The sequence below is a fragment of the Ignatzschineria larvae DSM 13226 genome (assembly GCF_038500265.1).
GTDB classification, from domain to species: Bacteria; Pseudomonadota; Gammaproteobacteria; order Cardiobacteriales; family Wohlfahrtiimonadaceae; genus Ignatzschineria; species Ignatzschineria larvae.
The window spans coordinates 763,324-780,631 of sequence record NZ_CP150637.1 but is presented as its reverse complement, the minus strand read 5'-3'; the positions used below and the strand labels follow the sequence as shown (position 1 = coordinate 780,631).

Below are 17,308 nucleotides of genomic sequence, written 5' to 3'. Positions count from 1 at the left end.
TTTCAAAAGGCCACCAATCGGTGGCCTTTGCTTATTGTAGTACTCTTTTATTGTAGTGCTCTTTTATTGTAGTGCTCTTTTATTGTAGTACCCTTATCCTCTATTTTGCTTTAACAACATCTATCGTTATTAACCACTTCCAATACTGATAAGAATAGATTTTCGACTTTAAGCTGACTTGACCTATTAAAGACCTTTCATCTCAATGCGTTTTTTAAGCTCTTTAGCAGGAACATATCCAGGAATCATAGAGCCATCTTCAAGAATAATTGCCGGCGTTCCTTGTACACCTAGCTCAAGTGCCAATTGATATTGATCAGAGATAGGATTATTACAGGATTTCACCGGAATTTGTTCTCCTTTTTTAGCTTCTGCAAATGCCACTGCTTGGTTCAATGCCTCGTTACGGTTATCAGAGCACCAGACCGATACCATGTCTTGATAACCTTGAGAATTCAAGCCCCGATAAGGGAATGCCAAGTAACGAACTGTAATCCCTTCGGCTAAATAATCGTCTAATTGAGAATGCAACATCCGGCAAAATGGGCAATCAGTCGTGGTAAATACGGTAATAACCTGTTCTTCTTTAGGTGCTTTATAAATCACCATATCTTTCTCATTCACTTGATTGATCTTCTCTTTGATATGAGAATTAATATAGCTTTCACTGAGATTAATACCTCGCACTAAATCAACAGCATTTCCCTCTAACATATAACGACCATCTTTAGAGATAAAGATTGGGTAAGGTGTCTCTTTGACAAAGACTTCATACAGACCTTCGATTTCAGAAGGTTGTGTTTTCTCAATCGTGACGCCTTGAATGAGATCATTAAAATGCTTCAAATTCACATCCGCCATAGCCGTTGAACCCAATCCTGCAGCGGTCATTGCAACCCATAATAATTTTTTCATAACTACCCTTTATTCAATATTAAATCTCTATCAATGTGTCTGAATCTCTATCGCTGAATATTTTATCTGTTATCTCAACATAACACATCAATTTAATTGCTTTGAGTGTACCCTATTCACTAATCACTTACAAAGTAAATAGAATGTTACTCTTCTGGTTATTTGACTAAGATTACTCGCACTCTCCCTCAGTTAGCCTACTTTATATTCATTGATGAGCCACACATTATTACCCTCTTGGATGATTAAGTGCATGTAGTTTTTTCAAACGCTCTTTAGCCACATGTGTATAAATTTGTGTTGTAGATAAGCTACTATGCCCTAATAGTAACTGTACTACGCGAAGATCAGCTCCATTATTGACGAGATGTGTCGCAAACGCATGGCGCAGAGTATGCGGTGAAATTTCGCCTTGAATGCCGATCTGTTCAGCATATTTTTTGATGATATACCAGAAAGCTTGCCGGGACATTGCCGAGCCCCGATTACTGACAAACAAGGTATCACTTGTTCGCCCCTTCAATAATAGCGGCCTTGCTTCCCGAATATAATCACTGACAGCCTCTAAAGCCATCTCACCGATAGGCACTAACCGCTCTTTATCGCCTTTTCCGATTACGCGCACATAACCCACTTCAAAATTAATCTGACTATAGGCAAGAGAGATTAATTCTGACACTCGAAATCCACAAGAATAGAGTAATTCGAGCATCGCATAATCTCGTAATCCTAGAGGAGTTGATCTATCCGGCGCACTTAATAAGGCTTCTACATCCTCAGAAGAGAGTGCCACCGGTAATGGTTTATGGAATTTAGGCAAGCTAATCCCTTCGGTAGGATTCTCTTCGCGTATTTTTTCAATAATCAAAAAATTATAGAAGTGTTTATAGCAAGATAAGTAACGCGCCAGACTCCGCGGATTCGCTTCATTCTCTAAAGAGTGTGCAAAAAATTGCGATAACTGTTCACTCGTTGCATCTTGTAACAAGGTCTCTTCTAGCATCAAAAACTTTGCTAATTTTTGCAGATCTTGCATATAAGAGAGATCCGTCAAATCACTCGCGCCCTTCTCAAAGAGAAGAGACTCTCCAAATCGAGCTACAATCTCCCGATCTAATGGATTTTCAAATTTCTGCATTCTATTGATTCCTTATGACTATTCGCTTATAACAACGATTGACGAGACTTTATATGAGCTCAACAATATTTCAATACGAACCTATTTCCGCAATGCTTACCTAACCTTTTATTTATAAACATTTTATTTATAAAAATAGTTTATGATATATCACTTATAATAACGAATCATTAATTTAGTGATTTAGTGGTTTAGTGCATTTATCTATTGACCTTATCCACTGATCTGATATTTTCATAAACTCACCTCACGAATTATAAAAGCCATAAACTTGGTACCTAGACATTCAATAGATCAATGAATCGCTTCAAAACCTCAACTCAAGGCTTCAAAAAAAATAATCTCAAATACAATAATAAATTTTTAGAACTCTAAATTTTAACATTAATGACTCAGCTCTTTATACATTTAATCCTAGCAATTACTACAATATATAGATTAATCAATAGCTCAAGCTGATGACACATTCGGTGATACCTGTGACTAAACAATTTTTCCGAAATGGAATCATTTTACTTATTTTACTGATCTTACTCTATACCTTCTACCGTAGCAGTAGCTGGTTAGAGCTCTGTGCCGGTCTTGCCTTCTTTCTCTTTGGTATGCAATGTATGCAAGATGGTCTACAACAATTAGCTGGCGGTAAATTAGAACGAATATTAGCCAAAAGCACAGAAACACCACTCAAAAGCTTACTATTTGGGATCTCCTCAACACTCATTTTACAATCAACGACCGTTGTTTCTCTCCTTATTATTGCTTTTATCAGCACAAACCTCATCACTCTCGCAGCAGGAATTGGGATCATTATTGGTGCTAATGTTGGCTCAAGTGGGGGGATATGGCTTCTCGCTTTAGCCGGTCAAAATGTGAGTTTAAGTCCTTTTGCCTACCCACTTATCGTCATTGGTATTCTCGCCTCTTTCGCCGGAAAACGTGCAAAATCTGTTGGCAGAGTACTCATTGGCGTTGCCTTTATTCTCCTTGCGATTGATCTTATTAAAGGGGGATTCTCTGCCTTTACCGAAGATTTTGATATTCTCTCCTATACACTTTCTGGTTGGATTGGAATATTACTGCTTGTGCTCGTAGGATTAGTATTAACCATTATTCTGCAATCAAGCCACGCAACATTAATGTTAATTCTCACGATGCTCTCCCTTGAACAGATCGATACAACACAAGGGTTTGCCCTCACGATCGGTGCGATTGTCGGTAGTGCAATGGCCACAGGAATACTTGGATTTTTAGGGGGGAATCGTGCCGGCATGAGAGTCGCGGCTTCGCACGTGATCTATAACGCCGGAACGGGAATCATCGTTCTACTATTACTCAAACCGCTATTACTATTGATTAACCTGATTAGTACGCACTTAGGATTTAATGCACTCATTCAAATCGCCCTCTTCTATACACTCTTCAATGTCATTGGGCTGCTAATTTTCTGGCCTTTAAAGGGATCTCTGGCCACTTTTTTAGAGAAAGTCATTCCCAATATTCCCACACCCGAGCAACTGATTGAAACACAAACGACTCACCCTCAAACAACCAATATTGAAGAGAGTGCTCCATCACCATTCCTTATTGAAAGCGCTCTCTCCTCAACGCAAACAGCAACACAGGCAGTACTACAAGATCTACAGCTTCTCTCCCGAGTCACATTAGAGGTGATCTGTCATATTTTGTTACTGAAAACAACGATTTTGACGGTTGAGAATACAGAAGAGAGCACAATCATCGAATATCAAGACCTCAATCCTTTTGATGCCGATGAACTTTATCGGCAACAGATTAAAAGTCGATATAGTGAGCTCCTCACATTCATTAGTAAAATTGATTACAATGAAGCCGATAAAGCTTATCAAACAGTCATTATGACGTCTCAGGTTATTGCTTTTAAATTAGTTTCAGCCGTGAAAAATAGTCATCATTTACAAAAAAACCTGCGTTACTATCTCACAAGAGAGGGAAACCCTGCACAACCTCTCTATATTGAGTTACGTAACTATATCGTCAAAAACCTACAAATAGCCTACCAAATTCAAGCAGAAATCATACAATTGAAAGAGAATAGTGATCTCAAATCAGAGTTTGATCATCTCTCATTAACCCCTCTAATCGAAGATTCTCGTAATTTTGAGAGTCAATTTCGCAACAAAGTTTATCAAGCACTTAAAGAGAATATCCTTGATGGGTTTAACACCAGCTCTCTTCTTAATGACTTAGAATATACAACTCAAATAGTGGAGAGTCTCTTTAATATTCTAAAACTCGTTGCTATTCAGGATAATAATCTTCTACAAAACATTGATAATATTATGGAGATGAATAATGGAGATTTATAAATTGCTTATCACCATCTCCAAGTACTCAAATACAGGCTACACTTCTATTGTCTAATGAATAAAACGATATTATGTAGGCAGTCGATGCTTACTGCTCTTCCGGTAAGCTCACAAAACCGATATTTGCCAAGCCTACTTTACTGAGAATGGTCACAATTTTATTCACCTCTTCATAAGGCACAGAGGCATCGATATGCAGTTGTACCATCGGTAATTTCTCACCGGCTTCTAATTTAATGAGGGCAAGCTTATCAAGTGCTTCCTCTTGGGAAACTAATTCATCATTCACAAAGAGTTCTGAATCAGCATTAATCGCAATTAATACAGGCTTATCTACTTCTTGTGCCGCTACAGTCTCTTTAAGATCCACCGCTTCGGGTAATTTCAATTTGACAGACTGTGTGACTAAAGGCGCTGTCAGGATAAAGATTACTAAAAGTACCAACATAATATCAATGAGTGGCACCATATTAATCTCAGCCCGAGATTGCTCTCCACCTTCCCGTAAACGACCAAATGACATATTGCCTCCTATTGCTGTGCCGGCGCTGTTTTGGGCGATGTTGCTTGTGCTTCTGCTTTTTGTGGCGCACCATCTAATACTGCTAAAAGTTCAAAAGCAAAGGAATCTAAACGTCCCATCTGTAAACGATTACGACGCACTAACCAGCTATGAGCCATAACAGCAGGAATCGCAACGGCTAAACCTAAACCGGTCATAATTAAAGCTTCCCCCACAGGGCCTGCGACTTTATCAATCGTGCCCGCACCCGTTGAACCAATCTCAATGAGTGCATGGTAAATACCCCATACGGTACCAAATAAGCCAACAAAAGGCGCTGTGGCTGCCACAGTTGCTAGAATTGCTACCCCATTTTCAATGGTTAATTGAATCTTATCGAGCGTCACGCGCAAGACAGACGTGAGATACTCCGCTCTCGTGCCATTACTCTGAATATTAGTCAAACCTGACTGATATTTTTGTAATGCGACAAATCCCTCTTTAGCTAATAACTCTGGTGGAGTTGTTGGCTTTTGAGCCACTAATTTCGCTGCTTCTGGTAAAGTTTTTGCCTGCCAAAAAGCTTCTAAAAAGCGTTTTCCTTGAATACGATCAACAATACCTTGAAAGAATTTCAAGAAGATCACAAGCCAAGACAAAATCGACATCATAATCAGAATCACAAATAAGGTTTTTGTGACCATATCACCTTGGCTAATAAAGCTGACAAATCCTAAATTTTCTGCAACAGGTTCCATTTTATTCCTTTCTCTTGTTTAGATGATTCTATTTGACCTTGATAACGCTTATATTACTCAAGCGTTTTTAAAATATTCAACAAACTTTCTGACCCTATTGGCACTTACAATATTCTGCTGTTGTAATAGGCACTACCTATGTATAGCCCATTATGTAATAGATAATGATAGATGCCATTACAACTTAAATTGATAGCTGATAGTGACATTAATCGGTGTCGCAACCCCATTGATTTTAACAGGTTTTAATCGAACCTTCATTGCCGCTTTTTCTGCAGCATTATCAAGTAATTGATGACCCGATGAACGAGCAATTTTCACAGATTGTGGTACACCTTGCGCACTCACTTGAATCAATACTTGTACCGTTCCCTGCATTCTGCGTTGTAAGGCTGACCGAGGATATCCCGGCATAGGCTTACTTAATACGCTTACATCCGTTTCGCTATACACCGCTTTGGCTTGTTGTACTGCCCGGTTACTCTCTGCGCCAGCTTTAGGCTTTGGCTTCGGTTTTGATTCTGCCTTAGGCTTAGGTTTCGGCTGAGGCTTTGGTTTTTCGACTAGGGCTTTAGGTTGAACAACTTTCTGCTCCGATGGTGCTTCCGTTGCAACCACTTTTTCAGCAGGCGCGTCGACAACAGGTTCAGGTTCAATAATCGGTTCTGGTTCTTTCAGAGGCTCTGGCTCAACAATCGATTCCTCTACTACTGTTTCCTCTACTACTGTTTCCTCTACTACTGTTTCCTCCACTACGGGCTCTTCGATGACCGGTTCTTCGATTACAGGTTCTTCGATCGGTTCAATCGTCTCTTCTGGCTCAGCTGTTTCCGGCACCTCTCCCCCTACTTCCGCTGAATCTTCGGCATTCCCCTCTACCGCCTCAGCAACACCATTTAATTGAAATTGGTGCATCGTTAACATCGAAGCATCACCCTCTTGCATCAATGAAACAGGCGTTTGTCCCACCGCTGTTAAGCCGACATAAGCCCCTGCGTGCACTAAACTCACACAGAGTACTGCCACTATAATGGTAAATCCATTGCCTCGTTTCATACTATCCTATTGATATTTAACTGTCTGACTGCTTGTAAAATTAATGAATGATTTAATATTTTTTGACACTATACAATTGACTAAAAGAACAATGTCTATAGCCTATATTCAATTTATGAAACATATTCACTGTGTCTTATTCTAGCCACTAGAGCGCCCAATTTATTTGAGACAAAGGAGTTGATTATCCTTTATCACTTACAAAAATTTCAACATCATATTAGGCAAAAGTTCCTCTGATTCTTCTCCCTAATCATTGTCATTAAAAGCAAATCCATCACATTACCATGAACTTTAAGCAATAGTATTAATGAGATTAACTCTTCCGACGCTAAGTGTTAACTTCTATCTAATAGGAATTATTCCTATTAATAAAGACAAAGTCAATGCCAATGATAACTATTTTCAATTAAGAGACACTTTTAAGGAATTTGTAAAATAACTTGGCTTTATTTTTTATCTTTACGAAACTTTGCGATATCATAGCGTTACAAAATAGATCTACTAGAATAGGTCTATAACTTTTATTGCGTTTAGCACGCCCGGACTTAACATAACTCTCTTATGCTACGAACAATTACCACTTTCTCTTCGCTCTATCTCGCAACGCTTTTTATGCTCTTTGCGAATGGACTTTTAACGACCTATCTAGCACTCGATCTTGAAAGTAAAGGTGTCGGCGATGTCATTATCAGTAGTCTAACCTCTGCCTATTATGCAGGCTTAGTCATTGGTGCAAAATTTGGACATCGTCTCATTGCTAGAGTCGGTCATATTCGTAGTTATGCTGCTTGTGCCGGCATTACCGCAGCGACCGTCATCCTGATGGCATTAATTGACTATACGGAATTTTGGTTAGCTGCTCGCTTTTTGATGGGGCTAATGATGATGTGCCAATATATGGTCATCGAAAGTTGGCTTAATGATCAGGCGGAACCTAAGCAGCGCGGGATTGTCTTTGGGATCTATATGGCGGCAAGTTCGCTTGGAATCTTATTAGGGCAATTGGCAATCTCACTCATCGATCCAATCGATGTCAGAATGATGATGATCGTCTCGATGTTCTTCTCGCTCTGCCTTGTGCCTCTCTCTGTTACACGGGCGATTCACCCCATACCACTGAAAGCGGCTCCTTTAAATCTTCTCTACTTCCTCAAAACGCTACCGCAAATTCTCTTAATTGCCTTATTTGGTGGAATGATGGTCGGTTCATTTTATGGTCTTGGCCCTATTTTCGCCACACGATTAGGCTTAGATACGCAAGATGCCGGAATCTATATGACTATCGCCGTCGGTGCTTCGCTTGTCATTCAATGGCCGCTTGGATTACTCTCTGACCGTATGAATCGTCTCTTATTAGTCACGATTGTCGCGCTTATTTTATCCCTATTAGCGATCTTTATTAATCTACCGGCAATCAGTAATCTTTACATTATTATTGCTAGTTTCTTAGCTATTGCGCTGCAATTTACCTTCTATCCGCTTGCCGTAGCGATTGCTAACGATAATATCGATGAAGATAAGCGGGTTTCTCTTAGTGCCATTTTACTGATGCTCTTTGGTATTGGTGCAGCAACAGGGCCGCTCATCTCTGGTTATCTGATGGAATACTTTGGGGCAAAAGGACTCTACATTTTCACACTTGGTGTTGCAGGGGCCACTATTTGGCTTAATCTACTTCGTGCAAGTCGCAAACTACACACGCCGGTGGAAGAATCCCTTCCCCACGTTATTATGGCGGACGGGAATATCTCCCCTATTGCTGCGGCAACTTTAGATCCTCGTATTGATGAGGAAGCTGTGAAAGAAGTGATGAAAAATGAAGAGGCGGAAGAGATTAAAGCGGCTCTTCGAGAAGAGATTGAAGCGGATGAGATTGAGAAGAGCAAATCAAAAATTGAGCGCTATACGTTAATCCCTTATGGGGAATATAGTTATCAACGCTTCTTGCAGCAATATGGTAAACCTGATGAAGAACAGGAATCTTAATGCCTCCTATCTGCGGGCGCGGGATTTGTCTGGAACTGCAAACATTCCCTCCCGCCACAAATCAGCTTTGATTCAATATCAATAGCATCAATAATTATCTACTGCGGCTCTTTGTAGAAATTATCCCGAGCGTGTTTTGCTCTAGCAAAGATGGTTCGTAACACTTCACGATCTTCATCTTCAAGTGCATGACGTAACATATCGATTTTTTTCTGATATGCCACTAAGACTTCTAAAATTGATTCTCGATTTTGCAAACAGATATCTGCCCAAAGTTCAGGATCTGAAGCTGAGATACGGGTAAAATCTCGAAATCCCCCGGCGGCAAAGCGGAATATCTCCGCGCGATCATCTAAGTTTGCCAAGGTATCAACGGTAGCATAGGCTAAAAGATGAGGAATATGGGATGTTGCGGCTAACACCTGATCATGATGCTTTACGCCCATCTCTTCTGTTTCAGAGCCGGCAGCTACCCACATTTCATGAATAGTCCGCACGGCATCATGACTATTTTCTAAATGAGGAATCACCAAGGTTCGGCGTTTTTCAAAAAGCGTTGCAAAGGCATTCTCAACCCCATGCTTTTCAGTACCGGCAATGGGATGAGCGGGCACAAAACGCTCTGGAAGATAGCCTAATTCTGATCGAATACTGTCAATTACAGAACCTTTTGTTGATCCTACATCAGTCAATACCGCATCAGGCTTTAAGTGGGGCATAATCTCCCGAACAATGGCCCCCATTGCTGTAATGGGCGTTGCAAGAACAATAATATCGGCATTTTCTGCAGCTCTAATTGGATCATTATAGACTTCATCAGCAACCCCAAGTGCTAGAGCGCGCTCAAGCGCTTCTTCATTACGATCATACGCAATAATCTTGCCAACCGATTGATTCTGCTTAAGCGCTAAGGCTAAAGAACCGCCAATAAGGCCAATTCCCATAATTGCAATGCGTTCTTTAAAAAAAGGTTGTGATAATTCTATCTTCATGCCACTCGTTCCTAATTTCCTACTTGATCAGTTTTACTTTTATCAATAACACTAGTTATTAACTAGAGTTTCTAACTTTAATTATTATGTAATCCAAATGCCCAATACGATTTTGGTATCTTTCCATTATGTCATTGAGTATCCGATTCAATCCTATTTACAGTATAGCGCTCCCATAAAAAAGGCAACATATTCCCTTGAATATATTGCCCTAAGTTTAAACACTCTTAAAAAAGCTTGTTAATGACAGATTGATGACATAATACAAAAAGCACACTTTCCTCTCTCATTACCCATCGACTCTAATCTACAAAACTCTAATATAAAAGATCTATAGTCTACTAGCCTTAGATCTATGCTTCACTTGCGCGCATGTTCAATTGTCGAGAGTAGAGAATCAAAAGCGGATACAAATTGCTCAATACCCGCGGTTTCTAAGTCTTCACAAATGGCATTGAGATCGATTTCTAGCGCTTTCAATTCGGCTAAACGAGCCTCTGATAAAGCAATCTCTTCGGCAATCTCGGCTTTGACCTCAGCTTGCGCCTCTAAAAAAGCCTGATAGGTTTTCGGCGGCACTGTATTGACGCTCTCTGCCCCCATCAATTGTTGTAGATAGAGTAACTCAGGATACTCAGGATTCTTCACACCGGTCGAAGCCCATAATAGACGTTGTGGCTGCATTCCTGCTTTTTTGAGTAATTTTGCACGCTCTAAGCCCATCTCAAAGAGATAATGTTGGTACGCCATTTTGGCATTATCAACGGCTATTTTCCCCATCAAATGAGGGGCTTTCTCTGCCACTAGACTATCAACAACGCTATCAATCCGAGAGATAAAAAAGCTTGCCACAGAAGCGATACGGTCAATAGGTAATCCCGCCTTCACACGCGCCTCTAATCCTTTGAGGTACGCCTCTAGTACTGCCTTATAGCGATTAAGCGAAAAGATTAAAGTGACATTCACATTAATCCCTTCAGCAGTTAATGTCTCAATAGCCACTAATCCTGCTTTTGTTGCGGGTACTTTGATCATTAAATTAGGGCGATTCACCTCTTCCCATAAAACACGCGCTTCCATAATCGTGCCATTCGCATCATGGGCTAAGTCAGGGGACACTTCCAAGCTCACATAACCATCACGATATTGTGTTGCTTCATACGTTTTAGCAAATAGATCGCATGCTTGACGAATATCTTGAATGGCGAGATGAAAAAAGAGTTCTCTTGCAGTTAAAGCTTCATAAGCTTCATCTCGGATATCGGCAATATAAGCATCACTGCCGGCAATTGCTTTCTCGAAAATAGCAGGATTTGAGGTAATTCCCAGCAATCCTTCCTCTTCGATCATTTTCGCTAAAATGCCCGATTCTCCGAGCATTTGACGTTCAATATTATCAAACCAAATACTTTGACCAAGGCTTGCTGCTTTACGAATGTTTCCCATAATAGTGTTTCTATCCTTTTACAGAATCTGTGTTCTCAAATAGAAGATGAGCCTATTAGACTATTACCACTATCATCGCCCACCTTCTCTAACCATCATTACTTTAGGCTCTTAATAACCCTTTTTCTACTACTTTTTATGACTATTTTATAGCTTCTCAATTACTATCCCCTCATTTTCCTAAAAATATAGGCATAGAATTTAGCCATTATGACTCAAAAATATTATTCCATTACGGCTGAATTTTACTCAAACGGTAGAAGCCTCTATTTTGAATCTGTTTAGTCGTACCTTTCGGAAGCCAGATATCGTAATTAGCAGGAATTTCCGCTTGATTATTCAAAATATTACGTAGCCATGCAGGATTGAGATCCACTAATACTGAAGCGGGCACATTCACCGCTCGAGAGAGATCTTCTAACTTCATCGGCACGACTAACTCAATCCCTTCAATACGACTTGGATAGACACGATAACGAAATCCTGGAAAATACCGACTCGGGTTCTCTGCAATTCGTTTAGCAGCTAAGAATTCTGCATAGAAATTTCGAGATGCAAATTTAAAGGCACCTTCATTATATTCAAAGACAATTTTGCCGATATTCTTACCATAACGCTCTTTTGCACGAATACCATGACCGGCCCCCGAATTATAAGCAGTAATCGTTAAAGGCCAATAACCTAACTCTTTATGATTTGCTCGCATTAAGTTCGCCGCTCCCTGCACCGCATGATAAGGATCATAGCGAGAGTCGATGACATTTGCTCGCATTGGCATAAAGCCTCTTGCTGTAGATGGCATAAATTGCCACATGCCTGCAGCCCCCACTTTTGAACGAGCGCCTTTATTAAAGGAGGATTCAACATGAGGTAGATAAGCAATCGCTTCCGGCAATCCTGCATCGCGCATAACTGCTCTAAAGTAAGGAATATAAATCTGGCTGCGCTCTAATCCCGCGAGGAATTCAGATTTAAGGCCACGCTGCCCACGTAGTCGATCCGCAGCTCCAACAATTGCATTAGTGCCACCTGCCTTGATCAGCATATTTTTAATACGGGCTTGTGATCTTGTTAAGAGGCGCTTATCGATAAGAGATGCTTCGACAATCAATAAATCATCTTGAATAAGTCGTGAAGTTGTATCCCACGCAAGTCGATCCCCATGCGGAATGACAGCGACATCATAGATGACATCCATATAGCGATCATCATGGAAAGCCACTTCATTTGTATTCCAAACACTATAGACTTTTACCCAAAAATCAATCATAGGCGCCATAGCCTTCGGCTCTTCAAATCCAACCTTTGAACGCGGCGAAGAAGCACAAGCTGCAATGATTAACACTGACATCATGACAATCAGTAACCGATGCCATATTACCCTTTTTTTTCTTAATACCATTAATGAAACAATTCCTGTTTTATTCTCTTTTATTCATAAACGATCAACTAATCAATCATGGGATTGCTAGATCTATCCGATCAATGATCGACACTATAAGCGATGAAACTATACGCTTCTCTTTCGTATCCTCATAATTATACCCGATATATTCCTCTAAAATTTCGCATATTCCCTGTAAATAATCGCAAGGAAATGAAAAAGATCTATCAATCTTGGCAGATCACGCCATTTTTGATAGATCATTTGGGCTCATTAATTAAATAATAAACTAAATCTTGGCCTAGATGAGCCTTTTTTAAATAATCTCTTTCGCACGCTCAATTGCTGCTAGTACTTGTTTTGGTGCAGTACCACCGTAATGATTACGGGCAGCTACAGAGCCTTCTAACGTGAGATAATCAAAGACATCATCCGTAATTAGATCAGAGAATTGTTGTAACTCTGCCAATTCCATCTCCGAGAGATCACGTCTTGTCTCAACCCCTAAACGCACAGCATTCCCCACCACTTCATGGGCATTTCTGAAAGGCATCCCTTTACGCACAAGGTAATCTGCCAAATCCGTTGCTGTTGCAAAACCTAATTTAGTTCGAGCATACATATTCTCTTTCTTACTTGAAATCGCCGGAATCATATCCGCAAATGCTCGCACTGATCCAAGGATTGTATCCACTGTATCAAATAGTGGCTCTTTATCTTCTTGATTATCCTTATTATAAGCTAAAGGTTGGCTCTTCATTAACGTTAAGAGTGAGAAGAGATGACCATAAACACGCCCTGTTTTACCCCGCACCAATTCTGGCACATCAGGATTTTTCTTCTGTGGCATAATCGATGAGCCGGTACAGAAACGATCTGGCAGATTAATAAAATCAAATGCCGGCGTTGCCCAAAGCACTAATTCTTCAGAAAAACGAGAAAGATGCATCGCTAAAATCGCAGCATCTGCAGTAAATTCAATGGCAAAATCACGATCAGACACTGAATCAAGCGAGTTTTCTGAAGGTGCGCTGAACCCTAAAAGTGAAGCTGTTAAGTGACGATCAATCGGATAAGTTGTCCCCGCAAGAGCGGCAGCACCTAATGGCGAGATATTAAGGCGTTTACGACAATCTTGGAAACGTTCCCGATCACGCTTAATCATCTCAAACCACGCCATCAGATGGTGACCAAAAGTAATCGGCTGCGCCACTTGTAAATGGGTAAAGCCCGGCATAATGGTATCATGCTCTTTCTCAGCAACTGATAAAATGCCTTGTTGTAGACGCTTCAATTCAGCATCAATATGATCTAATTGATTGCGTAGCCAAAGACGAATATCAGTAGCCACCTGATCATTACGAGAACGTCCTGTATGTAGGCGTTTTCCGGCGATACCAATCTTCTCTGTTAAACTTGATTCGATATTCATATGAACATCTTCAAGCTCAATAGACCATGGGAAATGACCCGCTTCAATCTCGGCTTTCACCGCCGCTAAGCCCTCTTTAATCAAGGTGAAATCTTCCTCTGTTAAGATTCCTTGCGTAAAGAGCATCTCTGCATGCGCCAATGATCCGGCAATATCTTCAGCATACATTCTCTGATCGAAATCTACCGATCCTGTAAATGCTTGTACAAAAGCATCTGTGCTCTCTGAGAAACGTCCACCCCACTGTTTATTGACTTTGTTCGTCATGATTTTTCCTATCCTCTAACTGTTCTTGACCTATGGGTAACACAACTTCCACCTGCGTCCCTACTCGCTCTTTACCCGAATAGATGGCAATCTGGCCACTATGTTCTTCCACTATTTTTTTAACAACTGATAAACCTAAGCCTGTTCCCTTCTCTTTGGTAGAAACATATGGCTCAAACATGCGATTGATAAGTGACTCATCAATACCATTACCATTATCTGTCACTGTTAAGATAACATGATTTTGTGCCTCATCCATCTTCAAATCCACTGCAACACGACCATGTAGAATCTCATGATTCTCTTGGCAAGCCTCTACCGCATTCTTAATTAAATTATGTAATAACTGCCGTAACCGAATCTCGTCACCATTAATGAGTATCGCTTGCTTTGGCCGACCTAAAGTCACTTCAATACCTCGCGCATAATCGCTGTAGAGGAATGTGACCTCTTCTGCAAGCGTTGAAAGATCAATCTGTTTGAGATGTAATTTCGGCGCTCTTGCATATTGACTAAAGGCATTGACCATCTTCTTCATCGCATTGACTTGCGTGATAATGGTTTGTGTTGATTTCTCGAGTAATTGCTGATCTTCAACTGCTAACTTCGATTGTAATTTAAAGGCTAAGCGTTCAGCGGAGAGCTGAATCGGCGTTAAGGGGTTTTTAATTTCATGGGCAAGACGGCGAGCCACTTCTCCCCAAGCCGCTTCCCGCTCTGAATTAATGAGCTGAGTGATATCATCAAAGACGATGGCATAACCACTTGGCAAACTACGATTCTCTAAAGGTTCTGAAGTACGAATAGAGATAATTTGCGCAATAGCCTTCTCTACGCGCATCACCTCAAACCGATCCCCTTCACTGCCTTTTGATTTTTTCTCTAGATAATCATGAAGAGGCGAGAAGAAGAAGTGCAATGATTCATCAATCGTCGATGAATCTTCTAATGTGATTTTTTGTAACACTTCTCTTTTAGTACGTAAAATCGAGAGCGCCGCTTCATTATAGGTTCTAATTCGCCCATGATTATCAAGTACCAGAACACCCGATGAGAGATTCGCAAGTACCGCTTCTAAATAAGATCTTTGTGCAAAAAGTAAACGCTGCGAGGCTTTTTCGGCTTCATTCGCTTGCCGTAATTTGATCATCATCTCATTAAAAGATTCTGTCAAAAAGCCAATCTCATCATTTGATTTAACTGTCAATTCTCGATCAAAGTCCCCTTCTGAAACCGCTTTTGAAGCAATCGAGAGTTTACGAATAGGATTGACTAAACGCCTTGTTGCAAAATATGATCCCCCTAACGCAAGCAAAATCGCTAAGAGCGAAACAAGCGTTAAGATCGCCATTAATTGACCTTTAAGCGATTGCTGTAAGGTTTTATACTGCTTATAGCTCTCCACTGAGCGTTGAGTTGATAAGCCTAGCTCCGTATAACGCGGTGGAATTTCATAGATCGCTTGTACAACGCGCGGCGCTTCTGAATCAATTCGAATAATCACTCGAACCTGCAATTCATCATCCCCCACAGGTTCAAGCCAGACATAATCCATATCATTGAAGACACTCATCAAGACAATATCATTGGGCAATTCGGGGAGATTGACAGTCGTATTACTTGAACTCGTCGCTAAAATTCGACCCCGATGATCAAAAACCGTCAAATCGAGCGCATTCGCATCAAAACGAAGATTCTCTAATTCATACGCAAGGTCTAAGGAATTCAGATCTGCAATTCGGCTCCCAATAGCTTGAGTAATCTCAAGCGCATCGATTCTTCGTGTTTCAAGTGCCGATTGTGCCAAAGTTAGGGCATCATCAAAGCCTTGGTCAAGCGACTCATCAAACCAACTATCAATCCCTCGTTGAATCATAATGCCGGCAAAAAGAAAGAGTATCACAATGGGCACGATTGAAAGCCCTGAGAAGAACATCATCATCCTTGCATTCAATCGAGCACCAAGACGCTTCTTTCTCACACCTTGCAGTAACTGCACCAAAAAATAGAGCACGAGACACATTAAAGAGAGAAAACAGACTGCACCGGCGATAATAATCCACGTGTAGTAACGCGAATAGAGCACGGCCGACTCAATCGAACGAAGCATTACACCGAGAATAATGGTTAATAACAGGGAAAGCAGCAGAAAGATTGTAAAACCTTGTTTACGGATAAAATTCATCATGATCAAAATTCCCACTTAAACCATTGTGAATTGAGCCACCAATTAGGCGATAGGTAGGCCGGAATGCGAAGCGGTGTTGGCAAGGCTTCAATATCTAACCACAGCTTAGCTCGACCTTGATACTCCTTGAGCACAAGGCCCGCCGAATCCTCTAAATGAAACTCAATATCTGTCGGTGTTGAGATCGACAAAATCGCAAGGCTTAAGGTTGGATAACTATGCTGCTTGCCATTTTCAAGATTTCGCACTACAAATTGCTTTGAAAGCCCATGATAGTAGAGCCGATAGTGAATCTCCTGCATATAACTTGAGCTTGCCCAAAAAAGACCGGGCTTCTCAATTCGCACTTCATAAACAAATGTGAGCGGTATCCCATTTAAGAGCATCTGCTCTTGTGCATCACTCATCACAATTTTACTGCGAAATGAGAGCTCAATATTGAGCGCTGTCAGATCCCCTTGATAGAGTTTTTCCATATCCTGTAGGCGCTGATTAGGATGTTTAGGTAGATAAAACTCCATCTCTACTTGCTCAATGGCAAGCGAAGATTGCTTGGTAGATCTAGCACGTAACTGTCCATTCTCTATGCCTGCTGTCGCCATAGATGTCATCAAAATGGCAATTATGAAACTCCATAAGAAAAAACGCATTAAGTAATTTTTAGATCTAAAAATCTCTCTTAATAATCGATCTTGCGGGTTAAGTAAATAACTTAAATCTGCAAATATAGGCTGTTTCTGCGTTTTTCTTTGCATCGTTTTTCTATCTATTCCTACTAAAAATAGCCCTTCACTCTCAAAAAAATGATCTCTTGCGTCTCTATTTCAGTACTACTTCATCAAGCATACTTGACCTAATGAAGTATAGTGTCTAATCATCTGTTTTACTAATACTTT

Annotated in this window: 13 protein-coding genes; 2 read left to right on the top strand and 11 right to left on the bottom strand. The window is 40.6% G+C overall.

What is annotated here, in order from left to right:
- Nucleotides 1-186 precede the first annotated feature (186 nt).
- Nucleotides 187-915 (bottom strand): thioredoxin fold domain-containing protein, encoded by a 729-nt coding sequence (locus WMO13_RS03370; protein ID WP_026878313.1) that lies wholly within the window; start codon nucleotides 913-915, stop codon nucleotides 187-189.
- Nucleotides 916-1,144: 229 nt separating this feature from the next.
- Nucleotides 1,145-2,053: a site-specific tyrosine recombinase XerD gene (gene xerD / locus WMO13_RS03365; protein WP_026878312.1), complete on the bottom strand. Its 909-nt coding sequence runs from the start codon at nucleotides 2,051-2,053 to the stop codon at nucleotides 1,145-1,147.
- 479 nt (nucleotides 2,054-2,532) lie between these two features.
- Here xerD and WMO13_RS03360 point away from each other — a divergent pair, with 479 nt between their 5' ends.
- Entirely contained in the window at nucleotides 2,533-4,398 is a 1,866-nt protein-coding gene (locus WMO13_RS03360; protein WP_026878311.1) for a Na/Pi cotransporter family protein, read from the top strand.
- An 88-nt stretch (nucleotides 4,399-4,486) separates the two neighbouring features.
- On the opposite strand, the gene WMO13_RS03355 is transcribed toward WMO13_RS03360, so the two are convergent.
- The 3 genes from WMO13_RS03355 to WMO13_RS03345 form a co-directional block, all read right to left on the bottom strand.
- Nucleotides 4,487-4,921, bottom strand: a complete 435-nt coding sequence (locus tag WMO13_RS03355; RefSeq protein ID WP_026878310.1) for an ExbD/TolR family protein — start codon at nucleotides 4,919-4,921, stop codon at nucleotides 4,487-4,489.
- 8 nt (nucleotides 4,922-4,929) lie between these two features.
- Nucleotides 4,930-5,658 (bottom strand): MotA/TolQ/ExbB proton channel family protein, encoded by a 729-nt coding sequence (locus WMO13_RS03350; protein ID WP_051396076.1) that lies wholly within the window; start codon nucleotides 5,656-5,658, stop codon nucleotides 4,930-4,932.
- Nucleotides 5,659-5,835: 177 nt separating this feature from the next.
- Entirely contained in the window at nucleotides 5,836-6,714 is an 879-nt protein-coding gene (locus WMO13_RS03345) for an energy transducer TonB (RefSeq protein ID WP_034855204.1), read from the bottom strand.
- Nucleotides 6,715-7,278: 564 nt separating this feature from the next.
- Between WMO13_RS03345 and WMO13_RS03340 the strand changes: the two genes are divergently transcribed.
- The gene (locus WMO13_RS03340) at nucleotides 7,279-8,703 is read left to right on the top strand and encodes an MFS transporter (RefSeq protein ID WP_051396075.1); all 1,425 of its coding nucleotides are present in this window, start codon (nucleotides 7,279-7,281) and stop codon (nucleotides 8,701-8,703) included.
- Between the two features lie 98 nt (nucleotides 8,704-8,801).
- On the opposite strand, the gene WMO13_RS03335 is transcribed toward WMO13_RS03340, so the two are convergent.
- The 6 genes from WMO13_RS03335 to WMO13_RS03310 form a co-directional block, all read right to left on the bottom strand.
- Nucleotides 8,802-9,695 (bottom strand): prephenate dehydrogenase, encoded by an 894-nt coding sequence (locus WMO13_RS03335; RefSeq protein WP_034855203.1) that lies wholly within the window; start codon nucleotides 9,693-9,695, stop codon nucleotides 8,802-8,804.
- 360 nt (nucleotides 9,696-10,055) lie between these two features.
- On the bottom strand, nucleotides 10,056-11,141 hold the full coding sequence (tal, locus tag WMO13_RS03330) for a transaldolase (RefSeq protein ID WP_026878308.1): 1,086 nt from the start codon (nucleotides 11,139-11,141) through the stop codon (nucleotides 10,056-10,058).
- A 232-nt stretch (nucleotides 11,142-11,373) separates the two neighbouring features.
- A complete protein-coding gene (locus tag WMO13_RS03325) occupies nucleotides 11,374-12,420 on the bottom strand; it encodes a lytic transglycosylase domain-containing protein (RefSeq protein WP_245601135.1) in 1,047 nt (348 codons plus the stop codon).
- A gap of 421 nt (nucleotides 12,421-12,841) precedes the next feature.
- Complete coding sequence (gene argH, locus WMO13_RS03320; RefSeq protein ID WP_026878307.1) at nucleotides 12,842-14,224, bottom strand: argininosuccinate lyase; 1,383 nt, start codon at nucleotides 14,222-14,224, stop codon at nucleotides 12,842-12,844.
- Nucleotides 14,205-16,412 (bottom strand): sensor histidine kinase, encoded by a 2,208-nt coding sequence (locus tag WMO13_RS03315; RefSeq protein ID WP_051396073.1) that lies wholly within the window; start codon nucleotides 16,410-16,412, stop codon nucleotides 14,205-14,207. Before WMO13_RS03315 ends, argH begins: the two co-directional genes overlap by 20 nt.
- 2 nt (nucleotides 16,413-16,414) lie before the next feature.
- Nucleotides 16,415-17,167: a DUF4390 domain-containing protein gene (locus tag WMO13_RS03310; protein ID WP_026878306.1), complete on the bottom strand. Its 753-nt coding sequence runs from the start codon at nucleotides 17,165-17,167 to the stop codon at nucleotides 16,415-16,417.
- Nucleotides 17,168-17,308: the final 141 nt, after the last annotated feature.

What these genes read in the sequence shown, in the direction of transcription:
- WMO13_RS03370 (WP_026878313.1), bottom strand. Translation starts at nt 915, where the DNA reads ATGAAAAAATTATTATGGGTTGCAATGACCGCTGCAGGATTGGGTTCA.
- xerD (WP_026878312.1), bottom strand. Translation starts at nt 2,053, where the DNA reads ATGCAGAAATTTGAAAATCCATTAGATCGGGAGATTGTAGCTCGATTT.
- WMO13_RS03355 (WP_026878310.1), bottom strand. Translation starts at nt 4,921, where the DNA reads ATGTCATTTGGTCGTTTACGGGAAGGTGGAGAGCAATCTCGGGCTGAG.
- WMO13_RS03350 (WP_051396076.1), bottom strand. Translation starts at nt 5,658, where the DNA reads ATGGAACCTGTTGCAGAAAATTTAGGATTTGTCAGCTTTATTAGCCAA.
- WMO13_RS03345 (WP_034855204.1), bottom strand. Translation starts at nt 6,714, where the DNA reads ATGAAACGAGGCAATGGATTTACCATTATAGTGGCAGTACTCTGTGTG.
- WMO13_RS03340 (WP_051396075.1), top strand. Translation starts at nt 7,279, where the DNA reads ATGCTACGAACAATTACCACTTTCTCTTCGCTCTATCTCGCAACGCTT.
- WMO13_RS03335 (WP_034855203.1), bottom strand. Translation starts at nt 9,695, where the DNA reads ATGAAGATAGAATTATCACAACCTTTTTTTAAAGAACGCATTGCAATT.
- tal (WP_026878308.1), bottom strand. Translation starts at nt 11,141, where the DNA reads ATGGGAAACATTCGTAAAGCAGCAAGCCTTGGTCAAAGTATTTGGTTT.
- WMO13_RS03325 (WP_245601135.1), bottom strand. Translation starts at nt 12,420, where the DNA reads ATGGCGCCTATGATTGATTTTTGGGTAAAAGTCTATAGTGTTTGGAAT.
- argH (WP_026878307.1), bottom strand. Translation starts at nt 14,224, where the DNA reads ATGACGAACAAAGTCAATAAACAGTGGGGTGGACGTTTCTCAGAGAGC.
- WMO13_RS03315 (WP_051396073.1), bottom strand. Translation starts at nt 16,412, where the DNA reads ATGATGAATTTTATCCGTAAACAAGGTTTTACAATCTTTCTGCTGCTT.
- WMO13_RS03310 (WP_026878306.1), bottom strand. Translation starts at nt 17,167, where the DNA reads ATGCAAAGAAAAACGCAGAAACAGCCTATATTTGCAGATTTAAGTTAT.